Raw genomic sequence first — 22,456 nt, 5'->3', positions numbered from 1 at the left:
GCAGGCCAGCCTCGCTAAGCGCGACTTCGCAGCACCTCATCGCGCGTGGCCCCCTCGCCTACAATGATAGTGTAGTGCAAGCTATGATGCTGCCGCCGACTCGCCGCAGCTGGCGCTGGTGTTTCTCATCTTATCCGCTGGAGCCGCCATGTTCGACCTGATCATTCGTAACGCCAATCTGCCGGACGGGCGCAGCGGCATCGATATCGGCATCCAAGGCGAAAGGATCGCCGAGGTGGCGGCGAAGATCGAAGCGTCGGGCAAGGAGGAGATCGACGCGACCGGCCGGCTCGCCACGCCGCCCTTCGTCGATCCGCACTTTCACATGGACGCGACGCTGTCGCTCGGGCTGCCGCGCATGAACCGCTCCGGCACGCTGCTCGAGGGCATCGCGCTCTGGGGCGAACTGCGCCCCACTCTGACGCGCGAGGCACTGATCGAAAGGGCCCTGCGCTATTGCGACCTGGCGGTCTCGCAAGGGCTCCTCGCCATTCGCAGCCACGTGGACATCAGCGATCCGCGGCTGGTTACCGTCGAGGCGCTGCTCGAAGTCCGCGAAAGGATCGCGCCCTATATCGACCTGCAGCTCGTCGCCTTCCCGCAGGACGGCTACTACCGCTCGCCCGGCGCCGTCGACGCGTTGAACCGGGCGCTCGACATGGGCGTCGACATCGTCGGCGGCATTCCGCATTTCGAGCGCACCATGAGCGACGGGACGGCGTCGGTGGAAGCGCTGTGCCGGCTCGCCGCCGAGCGCGGAATGCCCGTCGACATGCATTGCGACGAGACCGATGATCCGATGTCGCGTCATATCGAAACGCTGGCAGCGCAGACGATCCGCTTCGGCCTGAAGGGCCGGGTGGCGGGATCGCACCTCACCTCGATGCATTCGATGGACAACTACTACGTTTCGAAACTCGTCCCGCTGATGGCGGAGGCCGAGATCAACGTCATTCCCAATCCGCTGATCAACATCATGCTGCAGGGCCGGCACGACACCTATCCGAAGCGTCGCGGCCTGACGCGCGTGCGCGAGCTGATGGAGGCCGGCCTCAACGTCTCCTTTGGCCACGATTGCGTCATGGACCCCTGGTACTCGATGGGCTCCGGCGACATGCTGGAGGTCGGGCATATGGCGATCCACGTCGCCCAGATGGCCGGGATTGACGACAAGCGGAAGATCTTCGACGCGCTGACCGTCAATTCGGCGAAGACGATGGGCCTCGAAGGCTATGGTCTCGACAAGGGCTGCAACGCCGACCTCGTCATTCTCCAGGCACGCGATACGCTGGAGGCCCTGCGGCTGAGGCCGAACCGGCTCGCCGTGATCCGTCGCGGCAAGGTCATCGCCCGCACGCCGCCACGGCTAAGTGAGCTGCATATCGAGGGACGACCTTCGGCCGTCGATGCCGCCAATTATGCGCCATGGTCCGGGGACTGACGTCTCCTGCGAGTGCCGCTACTGCGCGACCGCTCGCCTCGGCGAACTTGCCATCAGCCGCGCATAGGCGATCGCCGAAAGCATGTTGACGTGGTTCGCCTTGCCGGTGCCGGCGATGTCGAAAGCAGTTCCGTGATCGACGGAGACGCGGTCGATCGGCAACCCGAGCGAGACGTTCACCGCCGTATCGAAGGCGACGAGCTTGATCGGGATGTGTCCCTGGTCGTGATATTGCGCGATGACGAGGTCGAAGGCGCCGTTATAGGCGCGCGCGAAGACGGTATCGGCCGAGATCGGACCGGAAACGTCGATGCCCCTGGCCCTGGCCAGTTCGACGGCGGGCGCCAGGAAGCGGGTGTCCTCGTCGCCGAAGAGACCATTCTCGCCGCAGTGCGGGTTAAGGCCGGCGACGGCGATGCGCGGCTTCATACCAAGTCGCAGGAAATGATTGTGGCCGGCCTCGATCGTCGCCAGCACCCGCTCGACCGTCGCGCGCGCGATGGCGCCGCGCAGCGACACGTGAGTCGACACGTGGATGGTGTTGAGCCGCTCGGAAGCAAGCAGCATGAAGGAGCTTTTCGAGCCGGTGAGGTGCGCCAGAAGACCGGTGTGGCCGTCGAAATGATGGCCCGCGAGATTCATCGCCTCCTTGTTGATCGGCGCCGTCACGATGCAATCGGCCTCGCCCGCCGTCGCCATTTCAACGGCGCGGCGGATATAGCGCACCGAGGCCTCGCCGGCCGTGGCGTTCACCTTGCCGATCTCCGGCAAGGGCGCGTCGATCGGCACCTCCTCGACCAAAACGGCGCCGTCCGTCGGGTGCGACGCGAAGTCGACAGCCGCGGATGTGGCGCGATTCGCCCGTTCCAGCGCCTCGATATTGCCGACGACGATAAAGCTCGCGAGCTCCTTGCGCGGCAGCGAGGCGAGCGCCTTGACGATCACCTCCGGCCCCACGCCGGCCGGATCGCCGAGCGTGATTGCGACGCGGGTGTCCTTGCCCATGGTTTTCTCCCTGTGCCCCGCCTAGAAGGCCGCTTCATAGATTGTGAGAATGTCGGCGCGCGACAGGTCGCGCGGATTGTTGTCGAGCAGCCGCCGGATGGCGAAGGCATCGTCGGCCATCGTGCCGAGGTCGTTGGCAAGCACGCCGAGCTGCCTGAGCTTCATTTCGATGCCGAGCGCGGCGCAGAACCCATGCGCGGCATCGAAGACCGAGTCGACGCGCTCCGAGGCAGGCAGGCCGAGCGCCTCGAGCACCGCCCTCGTCTTGTCCGGCACGGCCGGCGTGTTGAAGGCGAGCACATGCGGGAAGATCAGCGCATTGGCGGCGCCATGGGCGACGTGCCAGCGCGTGCCGAGCGGATAGGCAAGCGCATGCCCGCCGGCCGTATTCACCGGGCCGAGGCAATAGCCGCCGTAAAGCGAGGCGAGCGACAGCCCGGCGCGGGCCTCCGCATCATTGCCGTCGCGGACGGCGCGGGCGAGATAGCGGCCGACAAGCCGCACGCCTTCGATCGCATAGATGTCGATGGCGGCATGGGCCTTGCGGTTGGTGAAGGCCTCGACGCAATGGGCGAGCGCATCCACGCCTGTTGCCGCGGTCACCTTCGGCGGCACTGTGAAGGTGAGCACCGGGTCGATGACGGCGATATCGGCGAGCATATGGATGCTTTCGACGGCGAGCTTGGCTGTCGTCTCCGGGTCGGTGACGAGAGCGCGAATTCCCGCCTCGCTGCCGGTTCCGGATGTGGTCGGCACCTGGGCAAGCGCGGCTTTGCGCGGGCCCGCGACCTTGCCGGCTCCGACGACTTCGGCAAGCCGCTGCGGCGAGCCGGCAAGAACCGCCGCAAGCTTGGCGAGGTCCATGGCGCTGCCGCCGCCGAAGCCGACGATCAGATCGGCCCTGGCATCCTCCGCTGCCGAGAGCACACGCTCGAGATCGCTCGTATCCGGCTCGGCCTTGACCTCGCCATAGACGGTCACCTCGCCAGCGAGCCCGAGAACTTCAGTCCGCGTTGCGTTGAAGGCATCGGAAATCACGAGGACACGGCGGTATCCCTTGCTGGCGGCCCATGTGCCGAGCCTTGCCGCCACACCGGTGCCGAATTCGATCAGGTCTGGTCTCACCATGGAAATGGGCGTTTCCAGATTGCTCATCCGCTCGATCCTCCCTGAACCCGGCGCCGCAAGTACGACAAGATGTAAAGTTGTTATCCTTTATGTCGCCCTATGGCAAGAGCCGTGACCGCTCTTTTGTCCGTGACATGTTCTTTGCTGCTTCACCGTGGCCGATGACGACGCCGGACGGTTACCACTATCGCTTTGTAAACCAAACGCAATTCCTGTTCGCGCGCTGCGGCTTCCGCCAGCGCACAGCGATTGACCCTGGCAAGCCGGCGATGCGATGGCAGCAGCTCCACTTGTCAATTCTGGGCCGCGGCCGGTCAGCCGGACGCCAGTTCACCCGGCATTTTCGAGGAAGCCCGGCTCCAACCGGACGTATTTGATCGCCCGACGAAAGTAGGTGTAGGCGACGTGCAGCCGGCCCTCGGCGTCCTCAACGATCGACGGATAGGAGAATTCGCGATTGAGCGAATCCTTCGAGTTGTTGCTGAGGCAATAGCCATCGCCCGTGTCGAGATCGATGCGGCGCGGGAAGGTTCGGCCGCCGTCCGTCGAAAAAGCCAGGCTTAACGGCGCGCGCGGCACGCCCCAGACGGCCGGACGGGCGGAGACGACCTCATTGGCGGAAGCGCCCTCCTCGCCGCCGTCGATCTCGTCATAAAGCGAGTGCCGGCGCGCATCCGACATGGACGCATTGCTATGGTTGTAAACCATTGTAATGGCGCCGTTTTTTGTGCGAATGGCCTGGATCGACGAATTGTTGTTCGGCAGGTCGACCGCTTCCGGCGCCGTCCAGTTGAGCCCCGCATCGTCCGACTGGCTTCTGAGCACATGGGTCGCAAAACGGTTGCGATAGAAGGCGATCATCGTGGCACCGTCGGCCGGAACGATGTTCATGTGAACCGCGCCGATGCTGTCGGGCACGTCGGACATCGTCCAGCTCCTGCCCTCGTCGCGCGAAATCAGCACGGCGGCGCGATCGACGTCGCCGGTCCAGCGCCGGCCCGCTTTCCCGATGCAGCGAAACACCGGCAGAAGCCAGGCGCCGGCGTCATTGACGATGATCGGCTGGCGCACGAAGGTGCCGGGAATGTCGCAAAGCACTTCCGTCGGACCGAAAGACTTGCCGCGGTCATCGGAAATGCGCCGTTTGACCACCGCTCCATCCTGGTTGCCGGAGGTCTGCGAGGTAAAGAGCAGCCAGACGCGGCCGTCCGGCGCCGTGAAGATCAATGGATTCTGCTCGGACTTCGCCGGGTCGTCCGACATCTTTTCCGGATTGGACCAGCGGCGCTGGCCGGGCTCCAGCCGCGACATGTAAACCGAGATATCGCCCATGCCCTCCATCGTTCCGCCGAACCAGACGCAAGTCAGGGTGCCATCCGGCAGAAAGGCAAGATTGGCCGCGTGGTTCTGCACGCAAGGGGATGGAAGATAGGCGTCGCAGCGGCCGGGCTCGGCCGGGGTCGGCACGAGCTCGCCCGTCATCCGGGACGGAACCTCGTGCGGCTCCAGGGCGGAATAGGTCATCCGATCCTCCTCAGTCCAAAGCCGCGAATTTTTCGGCGAGATCGGCGCGCTCGCTGTCGTTCAGCGGCACGAGCGGCGCGCGCGTCTGGCGCCAGGCATCCTCCCCGCGCCTCAGGGCGACCATCGCCTTGATCGTCGGGATCTGCACATAGGAATTCGACAGAGTCCGATAGGCGTTGATGCGCGCCTGCGCCGCCTGGACCTCGGCCGCCTTTGCCGGATCCGAAACATGGTCGAAAATCAGCCGCAGGGAATCGGCGACGAGATTGGACGTAGCGGTGATGCAGCCCGCGCCTCCGACCTGCAGGAGCGGCAGAAGCAAGGGATCGGCGCCGGCCAGCACGGAAAAGCCCGGCAGCTCCGCCACCAGCGCCTGCATGTTGGCAAAGTCGCCGGCGGAATCCTTGATGCCGACGATGGTCTCGGGAAAGGCCGCCGCGAGCCGCTTGACCAGCGGGATCGAGAGCGGAATCCCGGAGACCTGCGGAATATGATAGAGGATCACCTTCAGCCGGTTGTCGGCGATCTTTTCAACGATTTGCGAATAGGCTGCGTAGAGCCCCTCGTCGCTGACGCCTTTGTAGTAGAAGGGCGGAAGCATCACGACCTTCGTCACCCCGAGCGAGAGCGCATGCTTCGTCAGCGCAACCGTTTCCGGTATGGCGGCAACCCCGGTGCCGGGCATCAGCCGGTCGGCGGCAATGCCGGTTCCGAGGGCGCTCTCCAGGATTGCCCTGCGCTCGTCCTGCGAAAACGAATTGGCCTCGCCGGTCGTGCCGAGGAGGGCGATTCCATGGCACCCCTCCGCCAGCAGCCTGCCGCAATGATCGGAAAAGAGCGCGAGGTCGGGATCGCCGCTGGCCTTAAGCGGCGTCGCAGCGGCGCAATAAACGCCGGTCACCACATGTCGTCCGTTCATCTGCGCCTCCTCCGCGGTCCCGCAAACGGTTGACGAACTTGTCAGATGCGGCCTTCCGGACCGCTTTTCGCCGCTTCCCGATGCGCTTCATCGCTCCTGTTTGGTTCAACATGACCCATGTTGTCAATATGAAAAACGGAGCTCCAATTTTCGCGCATCTGCAACCAATTGATTATACGTGATTTTTTCAACAACGCCGACCTCGCTGTTGAACGGACGTGCAATTTTAGTTGACATATTTACAATATTGTCCAGTGTAGGGCCAATCAGAGCACCATGATCCGGGGAGAGCGGAGGCGCTCGATTTCACGCACGGGAGGAAGAAATGACCAGACGGAATGACCTCGACTCCGCAACGGCGGGCATCTCGCGGCGGGAGGCGCTGAAGCTCGGTCTCGGCGCCACGGTGGCGCTGACGATCGCCGGCATGAACGCGCGCATCGTGATGGCCCAGGAAGGCCAGGTGCTGAAGGTGGCCAATCCGGCCTTCAACCAGGACTGGTCGCCGCTGCGCGGCGGCGGCGTCCCCTATCGCTGGAACTCCATCTGGTGGGCCTCGCCGATGTTCTTCGACAGCGAAGGCAAGATCAATCCTTATGTCTTCACGAGCTGGGAGTCCTCCGAGGGCGATAAGGTCTGGACCTTCAAGATTGATCCGAATGCCACTTTCTCCGATGGCAGCAAGATCACCGCCGAGGACGTCAAGGGATCGTGGAACGTCTCGGCGATGCCGAACACCAAGAACCAGCGCGCCGACCAAGTGTTGAGCAAGGTCGCCGGCTATGCGGAGTTAAGCGGCGGCAGCGCCAAAGAGATTTCCGGCATCGCCACGCCGGACGAAGGCACCGTCGTCGTGACGCTGAGCGAGGCCGACCCGATCTTCTTCATGCGCCTTGCCAACCATATCGCGCCGATCACCAAGGCCGAGCAGTCGCGCGGTGAAGACGGCGAGGAGATCGCCGATTGGTACACACCGGACAGCGGCGCCGTCTATTCCGGTCCGTTCAAGTTGACGGCGATCGACATCGATGCCGGCACGCTCACCTTCGAGCCCAACGAGAATTTCTTCGGCCCGAAGCCGAAGCTGGCGCGAATCGAGATCGGCTCGATCGAGGACAACGTCACCGCGACGTCACTGTTGAAATCCGGCGAATTCAACGCCCATACGGAACTTGTCACCTCGACGATCATCCAGGACCTCGGAGCGGACTTCGCCTCCGGCCCAATCATCCCGACCAGCCAGCATTTCTGGTTCAACACGGCGCGCAAGCCGATGGACGATCCGAAGGTGCGCGAGGCGTTGATCCGCGCCGTCGATCGCGAAGGGCTGATGAAGGCCTCCTTCCCCGACGGTCCGCACAAGAAGACGGACCAGATCCTGAACTCCGTGCCGGGCGCCGACAATTCCGGCTTCGAGCCCTACCCTTACGATCCGGAAGGCGCCAAGAAGCTGCTTGCCGAGTCGAGCTATGGCGGACCGGAGAAGCTGCCGAAGCTTCTCTTCGTCGGTGTATCCGGCCCGGCGATTGAGGCGGCTGCGCAGTTCATCGCCGAACAATGGCGCCAGAATCTCGGTATTTCCGCCGTCGACATGAAGCCGCAGCAGGACGCCTATGCCGGCCCCGACCAGAATGCCGTACAGATCTTCCGCGACGACGTCGGCACCCGCGTGCCGGATGCCGTCTCCTACCTGCAGGGTTCCATCGCTTCGACCTCCTCGAATGCCCAGAACAAGCTCGGCGGCTATAAGAACGACAAGGTCGACAGCCTGCTGAAGGAAGCCTCAACGAAGGCGGCCGACGATCCGCAGCGCGTGGCGCTCGCCCAGGAGGCGCAAAAGGCCTTCCGCGACGACTGGACCTTCATCCCCTGGTATGCTCAGGCGATGTCGCGCTGGGCGACCGCCGAGGTCAAGGGCATCGACAAGAACCTCGACTGGCAGGTTGCCAAGCCCTGGGAGATTTCGGTCGGCTGATACGGCCGGCTGCTGTCGACCTTAAACAGGACGAGTCGCGCGAAGGCTTCCGGGCCTTCGCGCTCAAATAGGCGCATGGAACGCAAGCTTCGGCTTCCGTGGCGGTCCTGGCGCCCATAACGGCCGGCACGCCAGCGCCCTTTACGGACCCAGGGCGGCTCAGGCAAAGCATGACGCCCGGAGATCGCCATGGCGGGTTGGCCGGCACCATGCGGGAGGAATGAGCGACATGCTGCGTTACGTCGCGACACGATTTGCCATCTGGATACCATCGGTTCTCTTGGTGATGATGGCTGTCTATGCCCTCGCCTTTTACGGCGCCGGCGACCCGATTAAGCTGATCTTCCTGCGTGCGCCGGGAGACGTCGCCTATAATCCGGAACGCATCGAGGCGATCCGCGAAGGCGCCGGGCTCAACAAGCCCTTCATCGAGCAGTTCGGCTACTATGTTTGGAACCTGCTCCAGGGCGATTTCGGCAACTCGCTGAACTCCGGGCGCTCCGTCTGGGCGATGGTCAAGGCGGCCGCACCCGTCTCCTTCAAGCTGGCGCTCTGCTCGATCATTCTCACCGCGCTCATTGCCATTCCGCTCGGGATGATCGCGGCGCTCAACCAGAACCGCCGCCTCGACTACATCATCCTCGGCTCGGCGCTCTTCCTCTGGGCGATCCCGGCCTATGTCGCGGGGCCGCTCTTGATGGTCGCCCTTATCGTTCTTCTGCCGGGCGTCAACGTGCCCTACGGCTGGGGCGGTGTCTTCGACATCCGCATCCTCCTGCCGCTGGTCGTGCTGTCCTTCCAGCCGATCGCCCTCATCATTCGCCAGACGCGCGCCGCGGTGATCGAGGTGCTTTCCGAGGATTTCGTCCGGACCGCCCGGGCGAAGGGCGTGCCCGAGATCGTCGTGGCGCTCAAGCATATCCTGCGGCCGGTGCTGACCCCGGTCGTCACCCAACTCGGCCTCATCATGATCACCATCGTCAATGGCGCGATCTTCGTGGAACTCGTCTTCGGCCTGCCGGGCCTCGGCCGGCTGACCGTCAAGGCGCTGACCAATTCCGACTATCCGGTGATCCTGGCGATCACCCTTATCGGCTCGTTCCTGGTGATGATCTCGAACCTCCTGGTCGACATCCTCTATCCGTTCCTCGATCCGCGCGCCGTCGATGCCAAGAGGAGCCGCTGACATGTCTAGCGTTCAAGCCCAGCCCGCCCCTCTTATGGATGAAGCGCCGGTCAGCCTGTGGCGCGATGCCTGGTACCGACTGAAGCGAAACCGCCTGGCGATCTTCGGCCTCGGCATCATCATCCTGCTCGCCTTCGTCGCGCTGTTCGGCCCCTATCTGACGCCTTACGACTTCCTCAGCCAGGATCTCGAGGCCCGCAACCAGGCGCCGTCCCTCGCCCACCTCTTCGGTACCGACGATCTCGGCCGCGACGTCTTCAGCCGCGTCGTTTACGGCACGCGGACCGCCTTTGTCGTCGCCGTCGTGGTGACGGCAATCGCGCTTGTCATCGGTACGGTTCTCGGCGCGGTCGCCGGCTTCTTCGGCAACCCCTTCGACCGGGTGATCATGTGGCTGACCGACATCACCATGTCGGTGCCGAACCTGCTTCTCGTCGTCGTCATCAACGCATCGCTGAAGACGCCGATCGCGCAATGGATGGAGGCGCGCTATCTCGAAACGCTGAATCCGTTCTACCGCGAGACGGTCTGGATCGATTTCCTGCTCGTCTTCGGCTCCATGGCGCTGATTTCCTGGCCCCCCTATGCGCGTCTGGTGCGAGCCCAGGTGCTCTCCATCCGCAGCCGGCCCTATATCACCGCCGCCCAGGCGCTCGGCCTGTCGAACCGCATCATCCTAATGCGCTATGTGATACCGAACGCGCTCGGGCCGCTGATCGTTGCCGTCAGTGCCGGCCTCGGCACCGCGATGGTGCTCGAGAGCGCCTTCTCCTTCCTCGGCGTCGGCGTCAATCCGCCGACGCCCAGCTGGGGCAACATGATCTCGGACGGACTGCGCGTCTGGCAACACTACCCGCATCTGCTCGCCGCACCGGCGGCCGTCCTCGGCCTCGCATCCGTCATGCCCTGAACCCGCGAGGTAGCAAATGATGAACGCGAACACGGAATATCGCCTGCTCGACGTCAAGGGACTGACGGTCGAAATCGAAACGCGTAGCGGCCCCGCGGTCATCGTCGACGGCATCGACCTGCATGTCGACAAGGGCGAGACGCTCGGCGTCGTCGGCGAATCCGGCTGCGGCAAGAGCCTCACCATGCTGAGCCTGATGCGGCTTTTGCCCAACAAGATCCGCGTCGCCAAGGGCGAGGCGCATTTCGACGGCCACGACCTGCAGAAGATGTCGAATCGGGAGCTGAGAAAGGTGCGCGGCGGCGACATCGGCTTCGTCTTCCAGGATCCGATGACCTCGCTCAACCCGGTAATGCGGATCGGCGACCAGCTCGCCGAGCCGTTGATCTACCATCGCGGCATGAACAGGAAACAAGCCCGCGAACGTGCCATCGAGCTACTCCGCCTCGTCGGCATTCCGGGGCCCGAGGACCGCATTCAGGCTTATCCGCACGAACTCTCCGGCGGCATGCGCCAGCGCGTCATGATCGCCATCGGGCTTGCCTGCGAGCCGAAGCTGTTGATCGCCGACGAGCCGACAACGGCGCTCGACGTGACGATCCAGGCGCAGATCGTCGACCTGGTGAAGGGCTTGCGCGAAAAGCTCGGCATGTCGGTGGTCTGGATCACCCATGACCTGGCGCTGATCGCCGGCCTCGTCGACCGCGTTGTGGTGCTTTACGCCGGCACCGTCGTCGAGGATGCCCCGGTCGACGCGCTCTACGCCAATCCGCGCCACCCCTATACGCGCGGGCTGCTCGCCTCGATTCCGAAACTCTCCGATGCTCCGGCCTCGCGGCTGAACTCGATCGGCGGCACGCCGCCGGAACCGGGCCGCAGGCCTGAGGGCTGTCCCTTCGCGCCGCGCTGTCCGCTGGCGATGGACATCTGTCGCTCGCATGTGCCGAAGCTCGAGCCCGTTTCCGCTGCAGGAAGCCACCGCGCCGCCTGCTTCGCCGTCGAAAAAGCGCTGGAGGCCGCCTGATGGGTGCAGAACCGCTGCTGAAGATCGAAAACCTCGTCAAGCACTTCCATGTGCGGCTCGGCGCCTTCGGCGAACGGGCGGCGACAGTGCACGCGCTCGACGATGTCAGCCTCGATATCGTCGAAGGCGAGACGCTCAGCCTCGTCGGCGAGTCCGGTTGCGGCAAGTCGACGACCGGCTTCACCATCCTGAACCTCCATCGGGCGACCTCCGGCAAGGTTCTCTACAAGGGCCAGAACCTGACGGCGCTTGACGAGAAGCGGATGCGGCCCTTCCGGCGCGACCTGCAGATCGTCTTCCAGGATCCCTATTCGACGCTCAACCCGCGTATGACCGTCGGCGAGGCGATCGGCGAACCCATCCTGTTCCACAAGCTCGCCAGCAAGGCGGAACTCGAAGCAAAGGTTGCGGCACTGCTCACCGATGTCGGCCTGCCGCCGCGCTTCGCCTCACGCTATCCGCACGAGCTTTCCGGCGGCCAACGCCAGCGTGTGGCAATTGCCCGGGCGCTCGCCTGCCAGCCGAAGTTCATCGTCTGCGACGAAGCGATCTCGGCTCTTGATGTCTCGATCCAGGCGCAGATCATCAATCTGCTGCTCGATCTGCAGGAGAAGTACCGCCTCACCTACCTGTTCATCGCCCACGACCTGGCGGTCGTACGCCACATCTCGACCCGCGTCGGCGTCATGTATCTCGGTCGGCTCGCCGAGCTTGCCAGCCGCGACGCGCTCTTCGAGACGCCATTGCATCCCTATACCAAGGCGCTGCTCTCGGCGGTGCCTGAAACCGATCCCGAACATGAGCGCAGCCGCAAGCGGCAGATCCTCGAAGGCGACGTGCCGAGCCCGCTTGCCCCGCCCTCCGGCTGCCGCTTCCACACCCGCTGCCCGATCGCCATGGAGGTCTGCCGCCGGGTGGTTCCGAAGTGGAAGGAGGCGCGGCCGGGGCATCTCGTCGCCTGCCACGCCGTAAACGGCGAATAGCATGACCCTCAAAGTCGCCATCATCGCCGATGATCTGACGGGCGCCCTCGATACCGGAACGCCCTTCGTCGATGCAGGCCTGAGCGTCGCCGTGGCGCTCGACGTCGAGGCAGTCGAGGCCGCGATTGCGACGGGCGCGGAGGTCGTCGTGGTCAATACGGTGTCGCGCGCGCTCGATTCCGTCCGGGCTGCGGATCGCGTCAGGCGGGCCGCCGCCGCCCTGTGCCGAACCTCGCCCGTATTCGTGCTGAAGAAGATCGACTCGCGCCTCAAGGGCAATGTCGGGGCGGAGAGCGAAGCGCTGGCCTTTGCCGTCGGCCGCCGGCGCTTGGCTGTCGCTCCTGCCGTGCCCGACCAGGGACGCTACACCCGCGAAGCCCGTGTCGCCGGTTTCGGCGTCGGCGAACCCCTGCCGATCGAGCCGCTCTTTTCCGGCAGCGCCATCGACGTTCGGATCGCCGACGCGGCCTCAGACGAGGATCTCGACGCGCTAGTCGAAAGCCTCGACTGGTCGACCAGCATCGGCGTTGGAGCGCGCGGCCTCGGGCGTGCGCTTGCCCGGCGGCTCGCCCGGCCTTCGTCGCCGGCACCTTTCGCGCCGTCGCCGTGCACGCTCTTTGCTTTCGGTTCGCGTGATCCGATCACCGAGACGCAGATGGCGGTGCTGCTCGAAAGCGGTCACATCGCCAGTCACGTCGATGCACCGGCCGGCGAAGTGCCTGGTGAGCGCGGACCGGCGCGGCTGCCGGCACTGTTGAGATGCACCGGGACGTTGGCCGAGGCACCGGAGATTGTGGCGGAACGCTTCGCCGCAGGCGTTGCCCGTCTCGTCGCCGCCATGGCGCCCGACATGCTGATGATGGGCGGCGGTGATACGGCCTATGCTATCCTGCATACGCTGGGGGCTCGCGTGCTGTTGCCGAGGGGCGAGATCGAGGCGGGAATCCCCTGGTTCGAGACGGAGCGCCGGGGCGGCGGGAGGATGCGGTCAGCGATGAAGTCGGGGGGCTTCGGCAATGCGCAATCTCTGCTAAAGGTTCTGCGAGACGCGCCAGAATTACGGCATGCGGCCGATGAACAGGATGGGTAAGCGAATGGCGGAGAATGGCGGCCTTGGCCATGAGGCGGCAGCCGAAGCGAAAAGCGAACGCGGCAAATCGGTAAAGCTCGTCGATCGGGTCTTCAACCAGTTGCACGAGCGGATCCGCACCGGCAACTACGCACCGGATTCGAGGCTTCCGGGCGAGCATGAGCTCGCCTCGATGCTGGGCGTCTCCCGCCCCGTCGTGCGCGATGCGCTCGGGAGGCTGCGCGAGCAGGGCCTGATCTATTCGCGCCAGGGTGCGGGCACCTTCGTCAGCGCCCAGGTCTCGGCCGCCGCGCAGCTCGCCTATTCGCCGGTCAAGTCGATCGCCGACATTCAGCGCTGCTATGAATTCCGCCTGACGATCGAGCCCGCCGCCGCCTATTACGCCGCCCAGCGACGCGACGAGGCGGCGATCGCTCGGATCGCCGCGGCGCTTGCCGAACTGCGCGAAGCGACAAGCCATCAGTTGCACCGCACCGATGCCGATTTCCTCTTCCACAAGGCGGTCGCCGAAGCGGCCAACAACCACTACTACACCGCCTCGCTCGAGGCCCTGCGCGCCCATATCGCCGTCGGCATGCACCTTCACGGCCTTTCGCTGATGGGCCCGCGGCCAGGCCTGGAACAGGTCTACGAGGAACACCGGCAGATCTACCGCGCCGTTCAGGAGGGCCGCGCCGAAGAGGCCCGCGACCTGATGCGCAAGCACCTCGAAGGTTCGCGCGACCGGCTCTTCGAGGGCAAGGTCCTCGATCTTTCCTTCTGAGTTCAGGGCTTCGAAAGAGGAACGAAAAAGCCCGGCACTTAAGTGCCGGGCAGGAAGCAGGGTTTTGGCAATCCCTGCGGGGAAGTGGTATGTCGGGGGATCGGATGTGCCGCGCGGCTGCATTCAGTATCGATGCTGCAGCCGTGCCGTCCTTCTATTGCCCGTAGGCACCGGCCGGCGCGCCCTCGTCGGCACGCCGCTTGAACTGGCGGATCGAGGCGTTCATCCAGACTATCGAGACGGCGACGATCACGAAGAGCAGCATGAAACAGCTTGACCAGAGGCCGGTCCAGTCCTTGAGGAAACCGAAGGCGACGGGCAGGATGAAGCCGCCAAGGCCGCCCATCATGCCGACGACGCCGCCGACAGCGCCGACATGCTCAGGATAATAGGCGGGAATGTGCTTGTAGACGGCCGCCTTGCCGAGGCTCATCACGAAGCCGAGCACGAAGGTAACGGCGACGAACACGACCGGGGTAATCTGGAACGCGCCGCCCTCGGGCACGGAGAGGATGAGCGTTGCGACGGCCGACACGGCGAACATCGCATACATGATCTTGCGCGCGCCGATCCTGTCGGAAAGAGCGCCGCCATAGGCACGGAAAATGCTGCCGGGAATGGAGTAGGCCGCGGCGATCATGCCCGCCGTCTCGAGATTGAAACCGTAGACGCCGACGAGGTAACGCGGCAGCCACAGCGCTAGCGCGACGAAGCCGCCGAAGGCGAAGAAATAGTAGAGCGAGAAGCGCCAGACCTGAACGTTCCTGAGGGGCGCGAATTCGGCGAGGAAGCTCTTGCGCGGCTGGCTCACCTCGCGGCGGGCACGGAACTTCGGATCGTCGTCAGTCGTGAACCAGAAGACGATGGCCGTCAGCAACAACCCGGCCGCCCAGACCTGCGCGACCGTCTGCCAGCCATAGGCGACGAGAACGAACGGCGCCAGGAACTTGGTAACCGCCGCGCCGACATTGCCGGCACCGAAGATGCCAAGCGCCGTCCCCTGCTTTTCCGGCGGGAAGAAGGGGGAGACATAGGCGACACCGACGGCGAAGGAGCCGCCGGCAATGCCGACGCCGAGGCCGGCGAGCAGCATTTCAGGGAAGGTGGTGGCGTAGGCGAGGAGAAAGGTCGAAAGCGCGGCCGCCAGCATGGTGACCGTATAGACGAGCCGGCCGCCGTAGCGGTTGGTCCAGATGCCGAGCACGATGCGGATCAGCGAGCCGGTGAGGATCGGCATGCCGATCAGCAGGCCGAACTGCGCTTCGCTTAGTCCCAGTTCCTGCTTGATGCGCACGCCGATGATCGAAAAGATCGTCCACACGGCAAAACAGATGGTGAAAGCGGTCGTCGAGATCCACAGGGCGCGGCCCTGCTCCCCGGCAGTGATCTTCTGTGACTGGTGAACAGCGGACATAGCTTCTCCCGGCGCAAAGGCGCCATTCGATCGTTGATCCTGGAAATGCCCCGAACAACGCGCGTCGCTTCTCAGCGATCGCCGCTTCCATCCTGCTTAAGCAACCTTGCTCCTGGTGCGCGACATTGGGCACCGCCGGCGGTCAGCTCGGGCTCGCCAGATGAGAAGCAAGGGACATGCCAACTAAAGCGATTTGCCATAAGCGCTGCAAAAGCAGTGGCTTGCTCGAAGAAGCTCTACCGTCTCGCTGGGCAGGTGACCAAAAATTAGCCTGCCGGGGTAGGCCTGATGAAACAATGGGCATGTCCGATGGCGATTTATCCGCAACGGGTAGACGGCCTCTTGGACGTAGGGCCGCGCGGGAGATGCGCTGAGCGGGCCGGCGATCCGGCTAAGGGGCAGCGGCAACACCGCTGCCCCTTAGCCGGATCACATTGCAAGATCCAGCCGTGGCGCCAAGCTGGCCGTTAGCGCGCCGCCACGAAGAACGCCTGGCGAAGGTCCGCAATCACCTCTTCCGCCTGTGGAGGCCGACATTCAGCCGGATCGTGCGGTCGCTGACGCCAAAGCGCGCGACGATCGTCAGGACGCCGTGGTCGCGGGAGGCCTTGGTGATCGCCGGCAGTTCCTGCAGCGATCATACGATCCGTGTCCGTACCGTCTATATAGTCGACCTCACCGTCATCGAGAAGCGACTGTTGCCCTGGGCGATCGCCACGAAATCGCAAAGCGTCTGCAGCAGGCCGAAAACGATGCCGAAGGCGAGCAACCGGCCGTAGGCCGAAAGGTGCCGTAATATAGGGCTGACGAAGGCCGCCCTTGTAGTCGCCGATCGTCGTTACGATCAGCGGCGTTTTGATCTTACTGGCACCGGAACTGCTCTTCGCCGTGACCGTCTCGCCGTCCTTTTTCTGTCCCCTGCCGCCCGAGATCGTCAGCGGCTGCAGCGCCGTGGCGCCCCCTGCCGCAATGCAGCAAGATTGATATATTGTTCAATCAAACTGAGTTGCATGGCCCTATCACCGGCGTGTGCTTCTCCGGTTCGGACGCGCCGAGGTCGGTCTCGGTGGTCATGCGCAAGGAAATGGACGAGCGTGGGGCGCAGGACCATCAATATTTCCTTGAGTGAAGAGTCAGTTTTTCCGAGAGTGACTTTCAAACCTCGAATGATAGCCGGCCGCTAGCGCCGCATCCAGGCGTGTCAGGGAACCCCGGCGACGCGATTTCGTTCTCCTATGATCAAGGGAGTAATGGCTATGTTCGCCCGAAGAAATGAGCGCCTGGCGCCCGAGAAGCAGGCCTCAGCCACCTTCCCGGTCGCGGTCCTGCTGTTGCGCCATTTTCGTCTACCTGACGATCGGCGGCGGCTTTTTGGATGGCGGAGCAGACACGGTCGTCTATACGCCGCAGGTCGCCGACTCGGCGGGGCAGCGCTGATCGGCCGAACGCGCCGGCTGACGCCCGCATTCGCGACTTGTGAGGAGGCGAGCGGTCCGCAGTCTTAATGTTGCCTCAGCCTCGTCAGCAGGAACAATCGTCACACCAGTGGACTGTCCGGACGTATCAAGGGAGTTCCGCCATGAAACCCGACCCCACCGGCCCCGGTCCCGGACCGGGCCGAGCCGCCCACAGCAACAAGTGATCCATCATTGCCGCGTTCCCGCATCAATGATGCAAGCCAAGATGGAAAGCACGGGAACGAAAGGGTTCAGAGGCAGTTAGGTGGGCCAGAAGCCAAGGGACGCCGACATGTTCAAGTCATGGAACGAATGCGTCATCGTGGACTTGCCCGATCTCGACGGTGTCCAGATCGTCTGGAGCCGGCCGAAGCGGCAAGGTTGCTTAGCGAACATTGGCCAGTCTCCCATGGCAACGCCTACAACGCCGCCCTCAATGCCTGCACCGACGCCATGCTCGGAACGGCCCCAGAGGATCAAGCGCGCCAAGCTTTTGTCGCTGCGGTCAAGGAAGCGAAAATCAAGATGATGCGGTGACGGTGTGTCACCAGCGTGTACTCTTCTCCCTCATTCCTGTGACGAGCACAAGAGATGAGGAGGGAGAAGCATCCCCGAGACCAAAGGTGCGCACGGTCATGTGCAGTGTCCGACGAAGGAATGCCGCGAATATCAATCCCTCCTCAGCACATCAGAGCTCGTCGTCCGTCACCTTCGGCGGAACGCGGCCCGTATGATGGACCGGATTGTCCTTTCCGGCTGCTTCGGTCGGCTTCTCGCGCCGCTCCGACGTTCCGCTCCTTGCCGGCGGTTCGTCGGCCTCCTCGCCGGCTGGGCGAGCTTGATCCGGCAAGGGCTTCGGATCCATATTCATCTCCTTCGGATCGGGCTTCCAGGTAGGAGACGGCATGGGTTGATTCTTGAGGGCTTCGTCCTTGGGATTGCTCATCGTCACGATCCTTTTCCAGCTCCAAGGATCGAACCCTCGGCTCGTCCGAAGGTTCCTTGACGTGGCCGGGCGTATCGGAGGTGGAACCTATCTTGTGACAAGTCTGTTCGGGTGGCGCCAGATTGTTCGCAAAGGAGCGATTTTCACGTGGCGAGGAACGTTTCGGCCGAGGCAGAACAGGAAGCTCCAGATCGATTGCTGACCGCGCGACGTTCGCGGTCATTGGTGATCCTGATCGCAATCGCAGCTGGAATCGTCGTTTGCTACCTGCTGGCCGTGCCTTTTCTGCCGGCGCTGACCTGGGCGCTGGTCCTCGCGATCATGTTCCACCCGCTCCACCGCCGGATCGCAAAGGACCTCCGCTACCCGGAAATCGCCGCTGCGGCGACGGTGGCGATTGCCGCCTTCATCGTCGCCGTGCCGCTCATGCTGATTGCCGAGCGGCTGGTCAACGAGGCAGCCAAGGGCGCCCAGATCATCGCGGAAGGGCTGAGGACGGGAAGCTGGCGCGACGCCATTGCCAGCTATCCGCGTATCGGGCTGGTTCTGCTGTGGATCGAGACCCAGCTCGACCTCGCTGGGCTTGCAGGCAACGCCGCGACCTTGCTCACCAATTTCAGCGCAATCCTGGTCCGCCGATCGGTGGTGCAGATTATCGACCTCGTGCTAACCTTCTATTTCCTGTTCTATTTCCTGCGCGACGGCCGCGAAGCCCTGGCCATGCTCAAGAACTTCTCTCCGCTGACATCCCCAGAGATGAACAGGCTGTTCCTGCGCGTCAGCGAAACGGTGCACGCGATCGTCTTCGGGACCTTCGCTGTCGCGCTGGTGCAGGGCACCTTGGGCGGCCTGATGTTCTGGCTGCTTGGTCTGCCGTCGCCGCTCCTCTGGGGTCTTGCAATGGGCCTGCTGGCGATGGTGCCGGTTCTCGGCGCCTTCATCATCTGGATTCCGGCCGCTCTGTCGCTTGCGCTGACCGGCGAATGGGGCAAGGCGCTGATCCTGACTGTCTGGGGCGCCGGCGTGGTGGCAACCGTCGACAACCTGCTCTATCCGATGTTCGTCGGGGAACGGCTGAAGCTGCACACCGTCGTGGCATTCATGAGCATGATCGGCGGCGTCATCGTCTTCGGACCGGCAGGGCTGGTGATCGGACCGGTGACTTTCACGGTGACTTTGCTGCTGCTCGATACATGGCGTGCCCACAACCGGGAAAGCGACAGTTCATCGCCGCCTCCCCCACTCTAGATCCGTCACCGGCGTTGCGTCCCTTCCAGGCGATCGTCCGCCTCGGTCAGGCACCCTTTGGCAGTCGGCTCGATGTCTAATTCGACCAGGATCGGCAGATGATCGGAAGCAACCCGCGCAAGGACGCTGCTATGCACCTTGCAATCGCGGACACTTATCCCGTCGCCGACGAAGACATGGTCGATCCGCAGCAGCGGCAAGCGGGAGGGAAAGGTCGGGCGCGGCTTGGCATTCGATTGGACCTGTACATCCTTGAGATGTGTCGCCAGCAGCCTGTAAGCGGCCGAGCGGGCGATGGCGTTGAGGTCGCCCGCAAGGATCACACGCGCGTCTCCCCGCCCTATGCCGCCGAGCCAGCCGGGACCGAGCAAAGCCGTCGCCTGGCGGACCCGCTCCGAACCGCGCAGCCCGAGATGGGTGACGATGACTTGAAGCTTGGCATGAGCGAGATCGATCTCCACCCAGAGCGCTCCGCGCGGCTCCCCGGTCGACGGCAGCACATCCGCCTTCACGAGCCGCATCGGCAGCGCCGTCAGCACCGCGTCGCCGTACCGCTCGTCCTTCAGGTGCAGAGCCGGATGAAAATGCGCGGCCATGTTGAGGTGGGTGGCGATCATATGCGCCTGGTCTGTGCCGCCGCTGCGGGCACGTCCGACGTCCACCTCCTGCAGGGCGATGATGTCGGGCCGGCATTCGCCGATCACCGCGGCTATGCGCGCCGGGTCGAGCCTTCGGTCGGTCCCGAAGCAGGCATGGACATTGTAGGTGAGGAAGCGAAGCGGTCGAGCCATGGTGCTTTTTCGGGCAGAGATCAAAGTGCTGCAGCGACCTTTGCGCGTTCGATAGGGCAGCGCGTCGCTGCAGGTCCTGCGTTCGGGAACACACGGGACCTGCATTTCGTTCCGGTGGACGCGCAAAGGAACGAGGCCGATGCCGAAGAAAATCATTGCCAGACTATTCATATTCGCCGCCATCGGCGTCGCCGCCTGGCTGATCTACCGAACGCTTCGTCAATACACGTTCGAGGAGATCGTCGGCTCCATCCTGCAGATCCCATTTGCACATCTGCTGGCGGGGATCGGCTTCGTCGTCCTCTCCTATCTCTGCCTGACGCTGTTCGACACGCTCGCGGTGCGCTATGTCGGCCACAAGCTTCCCTATCGTCAGGTGGCGCTTGCCTCCTTCACCAGCCTGTCGATCGGCCACAATGTCGGCATGGCGGCCTTGAGCAGCGGCGCGGTCCGGTATCGGTTCTATTCGCGCTGGGGATTGAGTGTCGAGCAGATCGCCAAAATCATCCTCTTCTGCGGCGTCACCGTCGGCGTCGGCCTCCTGACCCTTGCCGGCCTTTGTTGTCTGATCATGCCGGAGAGCGCCGCGCCGATCATCGGCCTGTCGGAAGGCGGCGCCCGTCTTCTCGGCATCACCTGCCTTGCCGCCTCGGCTGGCTATATCGTGCTCGCCGGGTTCTTGCGCGGTTCGCTTCGCCTATTCCGATGGTCGTTCGAAATGCCGCCGCTGCGGATCGCCGCCGGCCAGGTCCTGGTCGGCACGGCCAACTTCCTCTGCGTCAGCGCCTGCCTGCATCAATTGGTGTTGGCGTTCGGAACTCCTGGCTTCTTCGAAACCGCGACGGCCTATGTCGGCGCCAACCTGACCGCTCTCGTCAGCCACGTTCCGGGCGGCATCGGTGTGCTCGAGGCAACGATCGCCTTCCTGCTCGGGCAGTCGGCGAGCATCGGCGCCCTCATCGCCTTCAGGGCGATCTATTTCTTCCTGCCGCTGCCGCTCGGCTTGATTTCGCTGTCGATCGCGGAAGTCCGCCGCTGGGATAATGCGAGAAGCCTGGATAGCAAGGCGAAAAGCTGACCGATCCATCGCCGCAGCAGAGCGCCTGTGCGGCGGAAGGGCCTGAACGGCCCGCGCGGATCGACGATGTCGGTTGCCCAGACCAGCGCGGTCGCGCCGTGGCCTTCGATCCCGTCGAAGGTCCGCAGACCACGCCGACGCGTGTTCAACCGTTCGACGACGGCGACGAGGGAGCCTGTTTCCTGCAGCATGCTCTCGATCTTCGCCGGCTCGACGTCCAGATGCTCCGCCAGAAGCGCGTTGCGAAAGCCTGCGATCGCGGCACTTTGCTCCTCGTTCGCCGCCTCCACCGCAACGTCGCACTCGGTATCGAACCCTTCCGAACGGTGGTTGAAATTCGACGACCCGACCCGAAGAAACCGCTCGTCGATAGCGACCACCTTGGAATGGATGATCACCTCCTGTTCGGAGCCGTCCGCCGCAGGGACGACGGGATAGGCGACCCGCAGCCTGCCGTAGCGATCCGTCCGCTTCAGCCGCCGGATAAGGCGGTCGCGATTGCCCCCCATCACCACCCTTTCGAGAAACCCGTGCGAACTGCGCGTCGTGATGACCACGATCTCGGGTCCGTCGGGCTCCTGCAGCCGCTCGCACAGAACCTTGCCGATCCGATGCGAGGCGAAATACTGGTTCTCGATATAGATGTGGCGCCGGGCACTTCGCAAAGCGTCGAGGGTGAGCCGCAGCGCTTCCTGCCGCCCACGCCTCTTGCCGAAGCCTGGCTCGGTGCGGGCGATCCCGATCCGGCAATTGGTCAGGAGAGGTTCGATGCCGGGCGGCCAGGCGACCGCCGACGAGCCTGGAGCGCCGATACCTTCGCCGACCGAAGACTTCCAGCGGGAGCGGCAGAGATCGCCGATCGCCCGGCTCGCCTCGCCCTCCAGCACCACCTGGATGTCATGGACCGGATCATAAGGATTTCCGTCCGGATCGCGGCGCAGGTCATTCTCGGCCAGGTGGTCCGGCGTGTCCCAGCGCCGGGCGGTCAGATCGATGCCGCCGACGAAAGCGATCCGGTCGTCGATGGAGACGAGTTTCTGGTGATGAGAACCGCGCAACGCGTGGTGGCTGGCGAAACGGAGCTCGACCTGCGGATGGGAAGCCCATTGCTGGCCGCGAAACAGTCGCAACGACTTTCCCGAATAGATCGGCCCCATCGCCCAGATCAAAATGCGGATCCTGAGATTCGGCTTTTGCGCGACCAGCGCCTCGAGCTTGGTGCCGAGCGCCTTTGCGTCCGGATCGTCCGGCCGCAGCTTGATGCGCGGATCGAAATCCCATCCGGTGATCCAGACCTGCTCTTCGGCCTGTTCGAGCACCCGATCGAGGCAGGCATAATAGGCCGCCCCGTCCACGAGGAAGGACACCCGCTCGGCCGGCGCGCTGCGCCAGATATTCTCGGCTTCTTTGATGATCGGTCGGCGTGCCCGGCGCAATCGGCTGGGCGGGGTGCCAGTGAAAACGGTCTTCCAGGCCAAGCTTCTTTTCCCGTGGGTGGCGACTGCAAAAAAATCCATTTCAACCGAGATTGTTCCCGCTACGCCCGCGGAACAAAGCTCGGCCGCAGCGTGTTG

Annotated in this window: 19 protein-coding genes and 1 pseudogene; 12 read left to right on the top strand and 8 right to left on the bottom strand. The window is 64.0% G+C overall.

Annotated elements, in window-relative coordinates:
• Positions 1-148 precede the first annotated feature (148 nt).
• Positions 149-1,441, top strand: a complete 1,293-nt coding sequence (locus tag CO656_RS12405) for an amidohydrolase family protein (protein WP_097525955.1) — start codon at positions 149-151, stop codon at positions 1,439-1,441.
• A gap of 18 nt (positions 1,442-1,459) precedes the next feature.
• Here CO656_RS12405 and pdxA read toward each other — a convergent pair whose 3' ends face one another.
• The 4 genes from pdxA to CO656_RS12385 form a co-directional block, all read right to left on the bottom strand.
• Positions 1,460-2,446, bottom strand: a complete 987-nt coding sequence (gene pdxA / locus CO656_RS12400; RefSeq protein WP_097525954.1) for a 4-hydroxythreonine-4-phosphate dehydrogenase PdxA — start codon at positions 2,444-2,446, stop codon at positions 1,460-1,462.
• 21 nt (positions 2,447-2,467) lie between these two features.
• A complete protein-coding gene (locus tag CO656_RS12395; RefSeq protein ID WP_097525953.1) occupies positions 2,468-3,601 on the bottom strand; it encodes an iron-containing alcohol dehydrogenase in 1,134 nt (377 codons plus the stop codon).
• 303 nt (positions 3,602-3,904) lie between these two features.
• Entirely contained in the window at positions 3,905-5,098 is a 1,194-nt protein-coding gene (locus CO656_RS12390; protein WP_176536571.1) for an exo-alpha-sialidase, read from the bottom strand.
• Between the two features lie 10 nt (positions 5,099-5,108).
• Entirely contained in the window at positions 5,109-6,017 is a 909-nt protein-coding gene (locus CO656_RS12385; protein WP_097525952.1) for a dihydrodipicolinate synthase family protein, read from the bottom strand.
• Between the two features lie 325 nt (positions 6,018-6,342).
• Here CO656_RS12385 and CO656_RS12380 point away from each other — a divergent pair, with 325 nt between their 5' ends.
• The 7 genes from CO656_RS12380 (at position 6,343) to CO656_RS12350 (ending at position 13,948) form a co-directional block, all read left to right on the top strand.
• A complete protein-coding gene (locus CO656_RS12380) occupies positions 6,343-7,992 on the top strand; it encodes an ABC transporter substrate-binding protein (protein ID WP_097525951.1) in 1,650 nt (549 codons plus the stop codon).
• A gap of 229 nt (positions 7,993-8,221) precedes the next feature.
• Entirely contained in the window at positions 8,222-9,178 is a 957-nt protein-coding gene (locus CO656_RS12375) for an ABC transporter permease (protein WP_097525989.1), read from the top strand.
• A 1-nt stretch (position 9,179) separates the two neighbouring features.
• Complete coding sequence (locus CO656_RS12370; RefSeq protein WP_097525950.1) at positions 9,180-10,088, top strand: ABC transporter permease; 909 nt, start codon at positions 9,180-9,182, stop codon at positions 10,086-10,088.
• Between the two features lie 16 nt (positions 10,089-10,104).
• Positions 10,105-11,112, top strand: coding sequence for an ABC transporter ATP-binding protein (locus CO656_RS12365; protein ID WP_179864752.1), 1,008 nt, complete (start codon positions 10,105-10,107; stop codon positions 11,110-11,112).
• Positions 11,112-12,095 (top strand): oligopeptide/dipeptide ABC transporter ATP-binding protein, encoded by a 984-nt coding sequence (locus tag CO656_RS12360; protein WP_037419698.1) that lies wholly within the window; start codon positions 11,112-11,114, stop codon positions 12,093-12,095. The genes CO656_RS12365 and CO656_RS12360 overlap by 1 nt, the downstream gene beginning before the upstream one ends.
• A gap of 1 nt (position 12,096) precedes the next feature.
• On the top strand, positions 12,097-13,185 hold the full coding sequence (locus CO656_RS12355) for a four-carbon acid sugar kinase family protein (protein WP_097525949.1): 1,089 nt from the start codon (positions 12,097-12,099) through the stop codon (positions 13,183-13,185).
• A 4-nt stretch (positions 13,186-13,189) separates the two neighbouring features.
• Positions 13,190-13,948 carry a FadR/GntR family transcriptional regulator gene (locus tag CO656_RS12350; RefSeq protein ID WP_037419692.1) on the top strand — a complete coding sequence of 253 codons (759 nt, stop codon included), beginning with the start codon at positions 13,190-13,192 and terminating at the stop codon, positions 13,946-13,948.
• A gap of 154 nt (positions 13,949-14,102) precedes the next feature.
• Here CO656_RS12350 and CO656_RS12345 read toward each other — a convergent pair whose 3' ends face one another.
• Positions 14,103-15,362 carry a nitrate/nitrite transporter gene (locus CO656_RS12345; RefSeq protein WP_097525948.1) on the bottom strand — a complete coding sequence of 420 codons (1,260 nt, stop codon included), beginning with the start codon at positions 15,360-15,362 and terminating at the stop codon, positions 14,103-14,105.
• A gap of 449 nt (positions 15,363-15,811) precedes the next feature.
• Between CO656_RS12345 and CO656_RS30210 the strand changes: the two genes are divergently transcribed.
• Positions 15,812-16,141: a hypothetical protein gene (locus tag CO656_RS30210; RefSeq protein WP_158254922.1), complete on the top strand. Its 330-nt coding sequence runs from the start codon at positions 15,812-15,814 to the stop codon at positions 16,139-16,141.
• A 970-nt stretch (positions 16,142-17,111) separates the two neighbouring features.
• Positions 17,112-17,356, top strand: a pseudogene (locus CO656_RS12335) (DUF982 domain-containing protein).
• A gap of 151 nt (positions 17,357-17,507) precedes the next feature.
• On the opposite strand, the gene CO656_RS12330 reads toward CO656_RS12335, so the two are convergent.
• Positions 17,508-17,765 (bottom strand): hypothetical protein, encoded by a 258-nt coding sequence (locus CO656_RS12330; protein ID WP_037419682.1) that lies wholly within the window; start codon positions 17,763-17,765, stop codon positions 17,508-17,510.
• A 147-nt stretch (positions 17,766-17,912) separates the two neighbouring features.
• Between CO656_RS12330 and CO656_RS12325 the strand changes: the two genes are divergently transcribed.
• Positions 17,913-19,013 carry an AI-2E family transporter gene (locus CO656_RS12325; protein WP_097525947.1) on the top strand — a complete coding sequence of 367 codons (1,101 nt, stop codon included), beginning with the start codon at positions 17,913-17,915 and terminating at the stop codon, positions 19,011-19,013.
• A 5-nt stretch (positions 19,014-19,018) separates the two neighbouring features.
• Here the strand turns inward: CO656_RS12325 and CO656_RS12320 are convergent, their stop codons facing one another.
• Positions 19,019-19,804 (bottom strand): endonuclease/exonuclease/phosphatase family protein, encoded by a 786-nt coding sequence (locus tag CO656_RS12320; protein WP_097525987.1) that lies wholly within the window; start codon positions 19,802-19,804, stop codon positions 19,019-19,021.
• A gap of 139 nt (positions 19,805-19,943) precedes the next feature.
• Here CO656_RS12320 and CO656_RS12315 point away from each other — a divergent pair, with 139 nt between their 5' ends.
• The gene (locus CO656_RS12315) at positions 19,944-20,882 is read left to right on the top strand and encodes a lysylphosphatidylglycerol synthase domain-containing protein (protein ID WP_097525946.1); all 939 of its coding nucleotides are present in this window, start codon (positions 19,944-19,946) and stop codon (positions 20,880-20,882) included.
• On the opposite strand, the gene CO656_RS12310 is transcribed toward CO656_RS12315, so the two are convergent.
• Positions 20,780-22,399 (bottom strand): phospholipase D-like domain-containing protein, encoded by a 1,620-nt coding sequence (locus CO656_RS12310; RefSeq protein ID WP_234819756.1) that lies wholly within the window; start codon positions 22,397-22,399, stop codon positions 20,780-20,782. The two genes, CO656_RS12315 and CO656_RS12310, sit on opposite strands and share 103 nt — an antisense overlap.
• Positions 22,400-22,456: the final 57 nt, after the last annotated feature.

Origin of the sequence: Sinorhizobium sp. FG01 (genome assembly GCF_002531875.1) — a bacterium.
GTDB lineage: Bacteria > Pseudomonadota > Alphaproteobacteria > Rhizobiales > Rhizobiaceae > Sinorhizobium > Sinorhizobium fredii_C.
Note: the sequence above shows the minus strand (reverse complement) of the source record. Positions and strands in the feature narration are given on the sequence as shown.